General features: G+C 45.7%; 13 protein-coding genes. 9 read left to right on the top strand and 4 right to left on the bottom strand.

Features of this window, described 5'->3' with window-relative positions; translation table 11 throughout:
* Positions 1-59 precede the first annotated feature (59 nt).
* The 4 genes from WC407_RS00930 to WC407_RS00945 all read right to left on the bottom strand — a co-directional run bounded on the left by WC407_RS00930 (position 60) and on the right by WC407_RS00945 (position 6,540).
* Positions 60-3,350: a PAS domain S-box protein gene (locus WC407_RS00930; RefSeq protein ID WP_373020148.1), complete on the bottom strand. Its 3,291-nt coding sequence runs from the start codon at positions 3,348-3,350 to the stop codon at positions 60-62.
* Between the two features lie 333 nt (positions 3,351-3,683).
* Positions 3,684-4,511, bottom strand: coding sequence for an FAD:protein FMN transferase (locus WC407_RS00935; protein WP_373020150.1), 828 nt, complete (start codon positions 4,509-4,511; stop codon positions 3,684-3,686).
* Between the two features lie 16 nt (positions 4,512-4,527).
* Positions 4,528-5,061 carry an EF-hand domain-containing protein gene (locus WC407_RS00940; RefSeq protein ID WP_373020152.1) on the bottom strand — a complete coding sequence of 178 codons (534 nt, stop codon included), beginning with the start codon at positions 5,059-5,061 and terminating at the stop codon, positions 4,528-4,530.
* Positions 5,062-5,265: 204 nt separating this feature from the next.
* Positions 5,266-6,540, bottom strand: a complete 1,275-nt coding sequence (locus WC407_RS00945) for an arsenic transporter (RefSeq protein ID WP_373020154.1) — start codon at positions 6,538-6,540, stop codon at positions 5,266-5,268.
* An 81-nt stretch (positions 6,541-6,621) separates the two neighbouring features.
* On the opposite strand from WC407_RS00945, the gene WC407_RS00950 reads away from it, so the two are divergent.
* Genes WC407_RS00950 through WC407_RS00990 form a run of 9 tightly spaced genes read left to right on the top strand, consistent with a single transcriptional unit; the run spans position 6,622 to position 15,177 of the window.
* Positions 6,622-6,945, top strand: a complete 324-nt coding sequence (locus WC407_RS00950) for an ArsR/SmtB family transcription factor (protein ID WP_373020156.1) — start codon at positions 6,622-6,624, stop codon at positions 6,943-6,945.
* The gene (locus WC407_RS00955) at positions 6,942-7,346 is read left to right on the top strand and encodes an arsenate reductase ArsC (protein ID WP_373020160.1); all 405 of its coding nucleotides are present in this window, start codon (positions 6,942-6,944) and stop codon (positions 7,344-7,346) included. Before WC407_RS00950 ends, WC407_RS00955 begins: the two co-directional genes overlap by 4 nt.
* A complete protein-coding gene (locus WC407_RS00960; RefSeq protein ID WP_373021088.1) occupies positions 7,346-8,296 on the top strand; it encodes a permease in 951 nt (316 codons plus the stop codon). Before WC407_RS00955 ends, WC407_RS00960 begins: the two co-directional genes overlap by 1 nt.
* Positions 8,297-8,312: 16 nt before the next feature.
* Complete coding sequence (locus WC407_RS00965) at positions 8,313-8,573, top strand: hypothetical protein (protein WP_373020162.1); 261 nt, start codon at positions 8,313-8,315, stop codon at positions 8,571-8,573.
* A complete protein-coding gene (locus WC407_RS00970) occupies positions 8,570-8,806 on the top strand; it encodes a thioredoxin family protein (protein WP_373020164.1) in 237 nt (78 codons plus the stop codon). The genes WC407_RS00965 and WC407_RS00970 overlap by 4 nt, the downstream gene beginning before the upstream one ends.
* Before the next feature lie 7 nt (positions 8,807-8,813).
* A complete protein-coding gene (locus WC407_RS00975) occupies positions 8,814-10,097 on the top strand; it encodes a TolC family protein (protein WP_373020168.1) in 1,284 nt (427 codons plus the stop codon).
* Positions 10,094-11,164, top strand: a complete 1,071-nt coding sequence (locus tag WC407_RS00980; protein WP_373020170.1) for an efflux RND transporter periplasmic adaptor subunit — start codon at positions 10,094-10,096, stop codon at positions 11,162-11,164. Before WC407_RS00975 ends, WC407_RS00980 begins: the two co-directional genes overlap by 4 nt.
* Before the next feature lie 3 nt (positions 11,165-11,167).
* Complete coding sequence (locus WC407_RS00985; RefSeq protein WP_373020172.1) at positions 11,168-14,233, top strand: efflux RND transporter permease subunit; 3,066 nt, start codon at positions 11,168-11,170, stop codon at positions 14,231-14,233.
* Positions 14,230-15,177: a cation diffusion facilitator family transporter gene (locus WC407_RS00990; RefSeq protein ID WP_373020176.1), complete on the top strand. Its 948-nt coding sequence runs from the start codon at positions 14,230-14,232 to the stop codon at positions 15,175-15,177. The genes WC407_RS00985 and WC407_RS00990 overlap by 4 nt, the downstream gene beginning before the upstream one ends.
* Positions 15,178-15,210: the final 33 nt, after the last annotated feature.

The following is a 15,210-nucleotide window of genomic DNA, read 5'->3' on the forward strand; positions in this document are numbered from 1 at the left end:
AAATGAAGAAATCATTAGTTTTATTCTATCAATGAGCCTTGTTGACACCCGTTAGATTTTCATAACATACTTACAGTATCATCTTCCGGATTGAAAATATGATAGTGATTTTTACCCGATTGTTTGGCTTTGTACATAGCCTGATCTGCTTGACGAATCAACTGATCGGCATCCATATCATCGTTTTGGGGATAAAAAGTCACTCCGATACTTGCGGATACATGTACAAGCAAATCTCCAAGTAAAACAGGCTCTGCAGCAGCTTCAAGTAATCGATTAATAATAGGCAATGCTGCAGAGGTATCAGAGAGGTCTGGCAATATTGCTATAAATTCATCTCCTCCAATACGAGAAAGGGTATCCCCCTCACGAAGTCCTTGTCTCATCCGCACCGACAGTTCAATTAATAACTGATCTCCCGCAGCATGACCATAAGAGTCGTTAATCCCTTTAAATCCATCAAGGTCAAGATAGACAATGGCTATATGTACTCCACGGCGTTCTACCTGCATCATCGATTGGCGCAAACGGTCTGATTGTAATATACGATTTGGAAGTCCCGTTAAAGGATCATAATGGGCAATATATTCCAGCTGATGCTCATGCTCTTTCATTTGTGTAATATCTTTGACACTGATTAAAAAGCGTTGTTGATCAGGCATCAAAGATACCGACATACTAACCGTCACCCGTTTTCCATTTTTAACAATACAGGTTTTTTCAAAAGAATCGAGAAACCCTTGTTTCAGAGCGATATTTATCGCTTCAATGGCGAGTAAGCGTGTTTCCGGTGTGCTAAGCTCGATACATGATGTTGCCAAGAGCTCTTCGCGCGTAAAACCGGTCATATTCAAATAGGCCGCGTTTACCTCAAGAAATCTTGATTCCAGATCGAGAACAGCGATTCCATCGCGTGAAATATTGAAAATGGTTTCTAACTCCTCTTTTTGCTGTTTCAAGCTTTCTTGAACTTTTTTTTGTTCCGTGATATCGATACCAATTGTTACTAAATATTGTGCCGTACCATTTTGAATGGGTATAAGAGAATTAGACCAATCAAACGTATGCTGTTTTCCGTCTTTTCCAATCCAATCGTTGATATAGCGCGATTTAATTCCATTTTCGTGAACATGCTCAAACATCTTTATGACATCTGCTTGTTGATCAGGCAATAAAAATCTCGCCCAGAAAAAGGGTTCGCTGGCAACCTCTTCCTGAGAGTACCCCATAACTTCTTCGCCCATTTTATTAAAACGGATCATCCGTCCATCTTGATCAATAACGGCCATAATGGTTTTTGCTGTATCGAAGATTGTGTCAACAAAGTCACGTTGCTTTACAAGCTCTTCTTGGAGTTTTATCTGCTCAGTAATATCATAAAACCATCCTAGGATACACTCTTCTCCATCAAATTCCATAGGGATATAAGAGGCTAGTGCCCATACTGCTTGGCCATTAATAGTAAGCTGAACGAGTTTATTAATAATGGTTTCGTTATTCTCCAGTCGAGTAACAATTGCATCAAATTCATTTTTATTTGCATAGTAATCACGCGGATTTTTTCCAATAACCGATATTTTATCCGATTGAATGAGTCGTGCATAGGCCTGATTGGCAAAAATAACTTCGCGTTTTCCTTGCTTCACTATTCGAACAGCAATAGGACTTTGTTCAAGCATATTTTGTAAATTGTCTTGATAACGTTTTTGTTCAGAAATATCTCTTGCTGATGCATATTGATACATTTTCCCATCTATTTCAAGACCACTGGCAACAATTTGGACGTCACGAATCGTCCCATCTTTCCTTCGATGCTTTGTCTCAAAGGTTACCGGTTCTTTCATATATTCATTCAAAACAGCAATGAGATCATCCGACGGTATCATTGCTTCCCAGTTGTGAACCGTAAAATCTTTCATTTCCTCTCTGGAATACCCAAGCATTTTGGCAAAGGAGTCGCTAAATTCAATGAGTTTTCCCTCTGTATCAAGAATATGAACCCCATCGGATGCTAGCTCCATGAGTGTTTTATAACGATGCCGTTCATCGGCAATCGTCTTATTTAATTCATGCATTTCAGTGAAATCGCTTGAGACAATAAGGACATTCGTATTCCCATCCGATCCAATCGAAATGGGCTTTTTGATGGACTGATAATTTCGAATTTCTCCTGTTTTAGGATTTTTAACATCTTTATAATAAGTTTGTGTCTTACCGGAAGCAATGGTCTCTTGGATAAATTTTGTAAACATATCGGTTTGCTCTTTATCTCCCGTAAAAAACGTATCATCTTTTCCCATCATTGCTTCTGAGGTAGTTCCATACATATCGGCAAGCGTTTGATTGGCATAAACAAACTTACCGTCTCGATCTTTAAGTAAGATGATATGGGGTATTGCATCAAGAATCGTTTGGAACAGTCGTTTGTGGGTACTTAACTCTTCTTTATTATCATGAAGTTCTTTGGTCATTGCATCCGCCAAAGATTGTGCTTTTTCTTTTGTACGAGCAAGCGAATTTAAAAGACCGTAAAGTAAAAAACTGATTGCAAATCCACTGATCAAAATAATCAAATAAGCTTGCGCGTCATAATCACGATCAAAATTTTCCAGTGCAGAATACTCCAATATCCAATGACGTCCATTAATGGATACGGTTTTGTTAAAAGATAGATCATTTCGTATTTTTGCTTTTGGGGATGAATCAAAAAGCAAAGTACCCGTATCTGTACTGTTTCCATCGTAAATTCTAAGCTTAATATCTGTAATGGAATTCTTCAAAACATGGGAAAAAAGTTTTTTTGTACGCAGTGGCGCAAAAACAACCCCCTGAATCGCAGCCCAACGCTCATGTCGGGTTGTTAGAGGCATATTCTTTTTGTAAAGCGGAACATACAGCAGCAACCCCGCTTGTTCATCCGTACCGTTTTCCTGTATAAGCCGCACTTTTCCACTCATTGATGCTTGAGTACTCTCTATGGCTTGTATTATGGCTTGACGCCGAACACTTTCGGTAAACATGTCATAGCCAAAAGCTCGTTGATTACGTTCGTTAAAGGGTTCTAGATATATGACCGGTGTATAAAAATCTCGGCTCCCTTCTGGATGAACCGAATATCCGGAGAACCCTTCTGCGCGGATATCTTGAATATGGTGCTGTAATTCGTTTGGTTGAAGGACAGCACTGTATCCAATTCCCTGAATGCCGGGGTAATGCTTTTCCATCTTTGTGGCATCAATATAGCGCTTCCATTCAGAGCGATTTAACGAACCTTTTGCTTCAAAAAGTCCAACCCCATCATACAACAGTTGTTTATTGGCATCCATTGTATCGACAATTATGGTTGTCATGCGCTCAGTGTGACCAAGAAAATCGGTTAAAACCGTTCTCTGATTTTGTTTATGGACTAAAAAACTCAATACCAAGCTGAGGCAGAGTCCTACAATAAGGACAAAAAAAGAGATCTTTTTCATATAAATTCAGATAGAAGCAATTTTTTTCTCATTCATACTCTTTGAACACATTAAGATAGTGAAGGGGTAATTCTATCCGATATGCGGTAAGCATTGTATTAAAAAATCCGATTTTATATGTACTTCAAAAGGCAATTAGGGTTGTATATTCACAAGAACTTTTCGCTCACATTGACAATCTTCAAATCTGAAATCACTTTCATGGTATCTTTATTGTAATCCGTATATGAGTTGAAGATGCGGGGGGAGCTTAAGGTCTGGATTAATCAGTAACGCAGTGCTCCATATCCCGGCATCAAGCGTTGTAGGTGCAATAATACTCACTTGCGTATATTGCTGAATGTTTTGCGAAGCACCCACGATATGTGTAATATTTTGATCTTCAATGGTAGTGTAACGTTTAGAGTGTCCTGATGTACATAGGGATTGATCGTGAAGCTCAACTTCTATTAAATTCATATCAGATGAAACCGGATCTTCAATTCCAATTTTCCAAGGGAGATCATGACAGCTACCATAAGCAGAAATATCCCCGCCAAAATTAATCAAAGCGGACGGGATACCCAAGGATTGCAATTGTAATACCGCTTGATCGACGGCGTACTCTTTTACGATACCGCCTAAATCTATTTTTGTAAAATCATTAGAAAAGCTAAGACAATTTCCTACAAGAGTGACATGTTCCAACGAAGCAAATTGCAGCAGTTCTTTTCGTTGTTGAGTATACTCTTCAAATGTTGGCGCTTTTAATGATGCTTTGAGTGTGCCAGATAAAGCAACATCAAAAACTCCTTGAGTAATTCTTTTATAAAAAATCGCCATTTGAAGAATACCCGTCAGTTCATCACTGATATTGAGCGTGTTTGTTTCTCGGTGATTAATGGCATAAATCTCGGAAGTTTTGCTAAAATAACTATAGCGATGTTCAAACTGCTTGGTATGAAAGAAAATTGTTTGAGCCGCATTATCGGCTTCTGATTGGGTATGAGCTTCAATATGAAGCTCACAAGGCGTTGTAAACGTTTCAAAATTGTACAAATACAATACAGATCCGTTAAGCTACAGTAGTTGCAGATGTACCTGTTGAAAGCGAAAGAGCCGAATTACCGTAGGTTGCCATAATCTTATTAAACAAAGACTTTTGTACATCACTCATAGTTGACGCTTGAGTGGATGAGTCTGTTTGAGTCGATTGTGAAGTCGCAGTAGATGCACTTGCATCAGAAGAATGATGATGATGACCGTGATGATGTTTGCCTTGTGTTTGAGTGCTGGCTTGTTTTAAAGCAGCCATCATTTCATCCGAGCTGATTTGACCATCGCCGTTTGTATCAATTTTAGCAAATGCGGCATTGACGTTGCTGCTACTGCTGTTATTGGCATTTTGCGCTAATGCTTGCGCTGCTTGAGAGAATTCCGCTTTATCAACTGAACCGCTTTTATTCGTATCCATTGTTGACATAAACTGTTGAGCCATAGAGCTAAAGTCTACACCTCCACCTTGACTAGCATATCCACTCGCACCGCTTTGGGCTTGAACGTTTGAGTTCGTATACTGAGATGCCATTAGAGAACTGCCGATTGTCATAATAACCTCCTTCGAAGAATTGTGTTTTTAAGCACTTAAAAAGCAAGCAAAAAGCGTACCAATTATATTTTAGTCTTATATTTATAATAAGTTATTCTAATATATATAACACTGGCATAGAAACTTTAACATAACGAGTGTGAAGTTAGTGTGAACATTTATTCATTGTCGGTATAAAGGTAAATAAAATTCTTCGAAGGGGGCTTAAATTAGCCCAAGTAATGCTATTAGCAACACCGGCGGTGTAATAACCAGCCCTACTTTCATATACTCACCCCATCCGATCTTGACCCCTTTTTGCGCCAGAACATGAAGCCACAGCAAGGTCGCGAGCGATCCTATCGGGGTCATTTTAGGTCCGAGATTACAGCCGATGATATTGGCATACGCCAGTGCATGATTCCCCGCTTCGCCAATTGCGATATCCATCACCATGATGGTGGGCATGTTGTTCATGACCGAGCTGAGGATAGCGGAGAGAAAGCCCGTACCGATCACGGCATAGACATTACCCATCGCCTGCAACTGGGTAATCAATCCTGCCAAATAGGTCGTAAGTCCTCCGTTTTTAAGACCGTAGACAACGACGTAAAGGCCGATACTGAACCATACGACCTGCCACGGTGCCGCTTTGATCGTCATAATCGGTTTGGTCGCTTTAAAATAGGTCGCGATAGCAAGAAAGATCAATGCTCCGCCGAGGGCGAATAGCGACACGGGGAGATGATAGCGGTCGCCGATAAAATAGCCGATCATTAAAAGAGCTAAAAACCACCAGCTGAGGCGGAACATTGTCCTATTTTTGATAACGGACTCAGGGATTGCCAATTCCGATATATCGATGCGGTTCGGAATCTCTTTTCGAAAGTAGACCCATAATACCGCGATAGATGCGATGATGCTGAGAAGGTTCGGCAAAGCCATCGTTTTAGCGTATTCCCAAAATCCTAGGTGAAAATACCCCGCCGTTACGATATTGGTAAGATTACTGATTACTAAGGGATTGGAGGCACTGTCGCCGATAAATCCCCCCGCCATCAAAAAAGCGAACATCGCTAACGGATTCAATTTAAGATGCTTCATCTTTGCAAGCACAATGGGGGTCAGGATCAATGCTGCACCGTCATTGGCAAAAAAAGCCGATACGATAGCTCCAAGAAGGAGGATATAGACAAACATCAAATGACCGTTTCCGCCGCTGAGCCGTGCCATCTTCAGCGCCGCCCATTCAAAAAATCCGATCTCATCGAGTACCATCGAGAGGAGTATGATTCCGATAAATGCCAGGGTTGCGTCCCATACGATGGAGGTTACCGTCCATACGTCACCTAGACTGACGACTCCCAGTACTAAAGCAATCAACGCTCCGACGACGGCAGTCGTTCCGATCTGCAACCCTCTGGGCTGCCATATAACAAATACCAAAGTCGCTAAAAATACCCCTACCGCTAAAACCATATTCATCTCCGAAAGCTTCATTGGGGAAATTGTATCATAATATCAATATATCTTGATATATTATTTTTATTTCGTTACACTGTCACAAATCGGAGGTCATGCATGGATGTTTTTCTGGAAACCGTATCATCACTTAACGACGAAACCCGTATCAAACTCCTCGCCTTTTTGGATACGCACGGGGCACTCTGTGTCTGTGATCTCCAAGAGAGTTTCGGGATGATACAATCACGCCTATCCCGCCACCTCAAAATCCTCAAAGAGGGAGGATTTTTACGGGTCGATCGATGCGGTACATGGGCGTATTATTCTATCCGTTCCCCTCTTGATCGCTTCCGTAGTGAGGCATTGGCTGAAATCCGCTGTTTGGGAATTGAACTTCCCCCACTTATTAAACTATCTGAAACTGGAGATTGTAAATTATGAAAAATGTCCTTATCCTCTGTACCGGCAACAGCTGCCGCTCGATCATGGGTGAAGCTTTGATTAATGCAAAAATGGGAGATTGTGTATTTGCCCAAAGTTCAGGGGTCAAAGCCAGCGGAAAAGTGAATCCTCACGCGCAAGCGCTTTTGGAATCTAAAGGGTACTGGAGAGAGGATTATCACTCCAAAGTGATCGATACGGTTATCGATACTCCGTTCGATCTCGTCGTCACCGTCTGCGATCATGCACATGAAACGTGTCCTATGTTCCCTAAAGCGGTAAAAACGATCCATGTCGCGTTCGAGGACCCAAGTGGAAAAGAGGTGGCAGAGTATGCGAACACACTCGCTCTTATTGAAGAAACTCTATTGCCGATCATTAAAGCGGAGCTGTGCGACTGATGTGGCAAGAGAGCGTCAATACCATCGTTTATCAGTGGTTTAGTCTATCACGTGGTGATAAACTCGCCGATGCCCTCAACTTTTTTATCTACGATACGGTAAAAATCCTCTTTTTACTCACCACGATTATCTTTGCGATTACCCTGCTCCGCTCGTACTTTTCTACCGAGAAGGTTCGAGTATATTTGAGTAAAAAGCACGAGTTCACCGGAAATGTCCTCGCCGCTCTGTTTGGGATCATCACCCCATTTTGCTCGTGCTCGGCTATTCCGCTCTTTTTGGGCTTTTTACAGGCACGTATTCCGCTTGGAGTGACGTTTAGCTACCTCATCTCCGCACCGCTCAATAATGAAATCGCTATTGCGATGCTGTTAACCATGTTCGGATGGAAAGTGGCGGCATCGTATATCGGATTTGGTTTGATGGTAGCCATCATCGGCGGTATTGTCATTGGACGTCTCAAACTGGAAAAAGAGATCCTCATCGAGGTTAAACCGATTCATGGAGAGATCACGGCAGAGGATCAAAAAATTACCTTTGGTATTCGACTCAAAGATGCCAAAGAGTATACTGGGGACATACTCACCAAAACATGGATCTATGTCCTTGCCGGTGTCGGAGTGGGTGCTTTTATCCACGGATATGTCCCCACCGAGTTTATCACCTCTGTTGCCGGAGCGGATAATATCTTTGCAGTTCCTCTTGTAACCCTACTGGGCGTACCTATGTACTCTAATGCCGCAGGGGTGATGCCTCTCATTGAAGTGCTCACCTCCAAAGGGATGCTGATGGGGACGGCATTGTCGTTTATGATGGCGATCACCGCCCTTTCGCTGCCTGAGGCAATGATTCTCAAGCGGATCATGAGCTTCAAACTCATTGCCATTTTTTTTGGTACGGTAACGCTGGGTATAATCGGTGTCGGATACTTGTTTAACGCAATTTTATAACTTAATAGGAGTTAATATGAAAATAGAAATGATGAACCATACAGGCGGAGTAAAAGCTTTTCTTACCGGCTTTAGCACCGAAGAGTTAAGCGCAAAAATAGAGGCGTGTAAAAGTGGAGAATGTTCGTGTGAATGTGACCCTGCAATGATGCAAAAGATCGAATCGATCAAGCTCGCTAACGTTGAAGGAGGTTCTACCATCACCATTACCGGGGATGTGGATGCCCAAACCTTAGCACCGATGATGCAAGAGTGTCTGATAGGAGACCACCAATGAAAATCGAAATATTAGGAACGGGCTGTTCCAAATGCAAAGCCCTCGAAGAGGCGACGAAACAAGCGGTAGCTCAAAGCGGTAAATTTGCTCAAATCGAAAAGGTCGAAGACATCATGAAGATAATGGAATACGGTGTTATGAGTACCCCAGGACTCGTCATTGATGGAAAAGTGCTCAGTACCGGAAAATTACTCAGTGTCGCTGAAATTATCGAATTGATCAAAGCGCATTAGAGTCTTTATGAAACACTATCCCCTCTCACTCGCCTTCTCCCTTTTGTTCATAAGTTCTGCACTCTATGCCGATACGATACACGAATGGCTGGACGCAGCACATAAAGCCCCCAATCAGCAACTCTCCGATCTCGCGCTAAACAGTGCGGAAGCCCAATCGGATGCCGCAGCTGCTGCGCTGTACCCGAAGTTATCTCTCCTCGGAAGTATTGAACATTTCAATACCCCCACCAACCTGCGCCCGGTCACGATAACTGAACTTTCTCAAATCAGTGCATCGGGAGGGCCATACCCGTATGTACAAACCATGACCTCTGCGGGAGCCACGGTATCCATGCCGCTGTTTGTCAAAACGTTGCTCACCAATACCGAAAAAGCACGTGAAAACGTCACCTCTCAATCACTTAAACGACGTATTTCAATCGCCGAACGTGATGCGCTTCTCATCGCTTCCAATGCACGTCTTGAGTACCTTGAAAATCTCACTTTGGCTCTGGAGGCGAAAGAGCGTTCCCTCGCTTCTACCCAAGAGAGTATCCGGATTAAAACCCGAAACGGCCGTACCGCTGAAATCGAACTCACCAAAGTGGATGAGCAGATCAATCAAACCCGTCTGAAAGTCCAAGAGACTCACAACGCCATTCTCGAAACCCAAAAAACCATTGCCATCCTTACCGATAAAAAAATCGGCCACTCCGTCCCGATGCGCTTGATAGAAGAGGATGACAATCATGAATATCTTGCGGTATCGGCAAAAGAGCAAGAGGTAAAAGTGGCCAATCTTACAGGTCGTGCGGCAAAAGAGTCTCTCTATCCTACACTGGTTGCGAACGCTGCGTATTTTCATAGGATGGGTGAAGCGTACAACAACGGCGATTCTGTCTCACGCGATTACGGAAGCGTTGCCCTGACCCTCACCATGCCGCTGTTTGATAAAGAGCGTCTCAGCGCTATAGAACTCTCACGCATCGAAGAACAAAAAGCGCGCGTATCCCTCTCCCAAACAACTCTGGAGACTCACAATACCTACACCGCTTTGAGCGATCAATACGCCCTATTGAAACAATCGCGGCTCCTTGCGCTGCAAAGCGTTGCCAACTACGAAGAGATGCTTAAAACGGCTCGCGTCGCCTACTCCACGGAGCGGATGGTTCAAGAAGAGTATCTGCGCTACGAAGATGCCCTCTTCAGTGCCAAAGCTGCCCTCTACGCCATCGATGCAACCCTCTGGCAAAATATTGCCCAGCGTACCGCCATAAGTGGAAAAGATTTTAAGGAGATCGTCCAATGAAAAAAAGTATCACCCTAGTCCTCATCCTCTTGCTCATCATCGGAGCCGTCGTTGCGGTCAAAAAGAAAATGGCTGCCAATGCCGCTACCCCAGTACTCATCAGTTACGATCTGAGCGTAAAAACGTTCACTCCGAGTGAGGGAAATGTCACCCTCACTGCTCCGGTATTGGCACTGGTCAAAAATGACCGTGACGCCTCTTTGGGTGCCAAATTTCCCGCCAGCGTCCTCTCCATACTCCCCTCGGGGACAAGCGTTAAAGCCGGAGAGGTTGTTGTCCGTTTGGATAATCGTGATTTGGTCGCAAAAAAAGAGGGGTTAAACAGTGTCCTTGGAGCCGCTCTAAACGAAGAAAAAGCCAAAGCGCTTGCCTTGGAGCATGAAAAAGAGTCTCATAAACGGACCCTTGAACTCCTCGCCGTTAAGGGGGCTTCGATCGAGCAATCTCAGGGGGAAGAGTCCCGTATTGCACTGCTGGGAGCGGATTTAAGCGGTGTGAAATCCAAACAATCACAGATCAAATCAGACATTGCGAATCTCAATACGCAGTTGGACTACGCAACCCTTCGCGCCCCGGTTGAGGGAATCGTCGGTGAAACCTTTGCCGCCGTAGGCGATGTGGCAACTCCAGGCAAACCGTTGGCTTCTATTCGTGCAAAAAATGGCTCCTATCTGTGGGTGCGCGTCGCTCTCGGAACCCCGGCTAAAACGCTCCTTTATGAGAAGCGCCGCTCTCCACTGCACTTTTTGCAAAACAATAACGGTATGGATGAATACCGCGCCGATATGGCTTTAAATCTCCCCTCCGGTGCCCGTATCGAGACAAAAATGGTGACGTTCGAGGGAAATGGGATCTTTCTACCCCGCGAAGCGGTCTTGCTCAAAGAAGCGAAAGCCTATGTCTTGGTGGTCGATGGGCATAGTGCCAAAGCGCATGAAATTCGCGTTGTAGCCCAAGGGGATGAAGGATTTGTTGCTCAGAGTGTTCCAAGCGGCCGCCTTGCTCTCGCCAAACCCGATATCCTTCTCAAACTCCTCGGCGGTGCCTCACTCGCCGCCAAAGAGTAACCCATGTTCGAATTTTTTTACCGCCGACCCTACCATCTGGTCGCTATCGTCTTAACGATGCTCATCACAGGGGTTATCGGTCTGGCAACATTGCCGAAAAATCTCTTCCCCGATTCGGATCGCCCCACGGTCGTTGTAATTACGCAGGCTCCGGGGATGACGGCCAAAGTTGCCGCAAGTTCCGTCTCCAAACCGATCGAAGAGGAGATTGCACGTCTTGGGCTCATCCGAACCGTCAGCTCCACCAATATGGCAAATTTCTCGATCGTTCGCGCCGAGTTTGAATACGACAAAGGGCTTGAGGGGGCAGCGGTTGATGTAACCAATGCTCTTTCCACTGCCAAAGCCAAACTCCCCGCAGGACTCAACCCGACGGTTTATGTTACGGGGGCGTTTACCCTCCCCGTCGAAGTGGTCTCGATGTCTCCTAAAAATGCTACCCTCACCTTAGCAGATATTCGTAAAATTTCCGACAGTTTTATCAAACCTCGCCTCCTCTCCACTCCGGGGATCGGCAATGTCGAAGTGTTCGGGGGACATCAAAGCGCCTTGAGCATCCGCCTCGATTCCGCCAAAGTCGCAAGCGCGCATCTGGATATGGAGACAATCGCCAAAACCATTAGTGCTTTGGATAAAGACACCCCTTTGGGATTCGTGAAAAACAACGACGGGTTTACGACCCTCACCTATTACGGAGAAAAAAGCGATCCGGAGAGTCTAAGCAATCTCAGCGTTGCTCCCAACCTCCGTCTAGGGGATATTGCGAGTGTGTCATGGAGCGAAGAGGAACCTTTCAGCGCCTATTTCGGAAACGGCACGGAATCGATCGCTCTTTCTATTCAACGCTCCGCCAAAGGGAGTGTTTTAGCGACCAGCAAAATCGCCCGCGACCAAATTGCACAACTTTCCAAAAAGTATCCCAATATCGATTTTACAATCGTCGATACGCAGCGTGACCTGATCGAAACCGCCAACTCCAATATGCTCGAAGCGTTGCGAGACGCGATCATTTTTACCCTTATTGTTTTGTTGTTTTTCTTGGGCAACTTACGCGCCATTGCCGCAGCAGCCCTCTCAATTCCACTCGTCTTTTTAGGCACCATCGGGGTGATTTGGCTTGGCGGAGGAGAGTTGAACATCGTCGTCTATACGGCGATTATTTTGGCGTTAGGGATGCTCGTCGATGATGCCGTGGTGGTGTTGGAGAATATCGAACGCCATCTGGTTGAGATGCACGAGAGTCTCGAAGATGCGATCATCCACGGAACCCGCGAAGTCATCGCCCCCGTCTTTGCCGGAACGATTGCGACGATCGTCATTATCGCACCGCTCATGTTCGTAGGCGATTTTCCTCAGACGATCTACCGCCCTTTGATTTCGACCCTCATCATTGCCCTCATCGTCTCTTATATCCTCTCAATCACCTTAATACCGAAGTTTTCAGCTTATCTCTATCGTAACGGTGTCACGAAAAATCGGTTTGAAGTGGGATTTGAGCACTTTTATCAAAACACGATGGGGCGTCTTGTTTCGCCGTATCTCTCCATCTTGCACTTTTCCAATACCGGACGTACGGCATGGCGTAAAGCCCTCCTGGTTGTCGGTGTCTTGGCACTGCTCGTCGTAAGTATGAAAGTGGTCATGCCTCTCATCGGTAAAGATGCGATGCCGCCGATGGACACGGGAATTGTCAAGGTCAAAATAGCCTTTAGCTCCAACGATCGTGTCGAAGATGCCACGGCCAAACTCAAACCCTTCTTCGGATGGTTGAATAACCAAAAGTATGTCCGCACCAGCTCCACGGCATTCGGGAGCGAAGAGGGGGTATTATCGTTGGGAAGCGGCAGTCTCTCTACCGAAGCCACTATGACGATTCTGTGTACCAATCGCTTCGAGAGAACCAAAACGCTCTGGCAAATTGAAGAGGAGATTCGCTCTCAGCTGGGCACGCTCGCAGGGGTCAAATCGGTCGATGTGTACGATTTCGGCGCAACGGCCAATTCGTCGATCAAAGCACCGCTCGATATCCGGCTCACCTCCGCCGTCCCCGATGAATTGTACACGGACGCCAAAACGCTCATCGCCTCGTTGCAAGAGGTGCGCGGACTAACGAGCATCACCCCAAGCTGGCGGGAGGATATGAGCGAGATCGACGTCTCCATCGACACCGATAAAGCCCTCTCGTACGGTCTCACTCCCCTCTCTATTTTGAGCCAAATACCTATACGGGGTCAAATCGTCGCCCTCAGCGGTAATCTTGCCTCGATGAACAATCAGCCCGTGCGTCTTTATTTGGCAGGGAGTTTCCAAGAACACCCTCTCTCGCTGGAAAACCTTCCGATCAATTCCAATGCCGGAATCATCCCTTTGAGTGCCGTTGCGACGTTAAATACACAAATGACGCCTGCCAAATTAGAGCGTGACGGACTGCTTTACAGTCTGGATGTCAACGGCTATCGTGCCAAGCGCCCCATCACCCATATCACCGACGATGCTGAGGCGGTGATCAAACAACTCACATTGAACAGTACTACGGTGACACAGCAAGGGGACATCGTTCAGCTCAACGATTCATTCAAACGGATGATTAAAGCGATCGGAGTGGGCGTATTATTGCTCTTCGTCGTCCTCACGGCGATCTATGCTTCGGCACGTCTGGCAGGGGTAATGATTCTCGTCCTCCCCCTCTCAATGATCGGTGCTGCATGGGGGATGCTGCTGTTTGACAAACCCAGCTGTATGCCAAGCATGTTGGGAATCTTATTGCTGTTTGGTATCATCATCAAGAACTCAGTTCTGTTGATCGATTTTTATCAAGCGCATCGAAAAACCAATCCGCCGTATGAGAGTGCCGTTGAATCGGTCAAAGTCCGTTTCCGCCCCGTTATGATGACGGCTTTCGGAACGATTGCGGGGATGCTCCCTATAGCGTTTGAATGGGCAGTGGGGCTGGAGCGTCTCAGCCCACTGGCCGATGTCGCCATCGGAGGGTTGCTGGTGGGGACATTGCTAACTCTTGTCTATGTGCCGTTAGCGGCATACAGCATCGATACGAAAGGAGAGGTATGAGCATAATTAAAAACCTATCAGCCGATCAACGCCGTGTTGCATTGGTCATTGCCCTCAATATTGCCATCGTTATCATAGAGAGTACCGTCGGTGTTATCAGCGGGTCACTCGCACTGCTCTCTGACGCATGGCATAACCTAAGCGATGTTCTCGCCCTTGTCGTCACAGTAATTGCACTTGGCCTTGGAACTCGTCCGGCTAACGCTGAAATGACGTATGGATATGTCCGCTCTGAGATGATGGCTACCTTTATCAATGCTGGCTTTTTATCCCTCTTGATGATATGGGTAGCGGTGGAGGCGGTGGATCGTCTGCTGCACCCGATGCCGGTAAACGGATGGCTTACCATGATTACGGCGGGGGTGGCACTGCTCGTCAATGCTGCCAGTGCCGTAATCTTAGGGGGACATGCTCATGTGCATACCCATGATGATGACGAAGAAGAGGAAGCGGAGCACGATCTCAACGTCCGTGCCGCCTTTTGGCACATGGCAAGCGATGCAATTCTCTCCCTCGCCGTCGTATTGGGCGGAGGAGCGATGATCTTATGGGGGATACCGTGGATAGACTCCGTTTTATCGTTACTCTTTGCATTGGTGATTTTCATCGCCAGCGGCAAGCTTTTAGCGAGATCGTTTCACAGCCTTATGGATCGTGCCGATCCTAAAATGGTAGCGAAGCTCTCGACTATCCTTATCAACCATCCGATGGTCTGCCAAACGCATGATATCCATCTCAATCACCCCTCCAGCCGTGAGCATTATTTTTCCGCCCATATTGTCCTTGATGAAACATTAACCCTTGGAGAAGTTGAAACCATTATCGAAACCCTTCGCCATGACCTTTCACATGCCGGAGCTACCCATATTCTTCTTCAACCTGAAACAGTGAAGTATGACGGCGGTAATGGACAATGCGATGGACACAGTGAGCATAACCATTAAATTAGCTTTTATGAAGTTTTTAATGCATCCCGT

Source organism: Sulfuricurvum sp. (genome assembly GCF_041651515.1).
Classification (GTDB): domain Bacteria; phylum Campylobacterota; class Campylobacteria; order Campylobacterales; family Sulfurimonadaceae; genus Sulfuricurvum.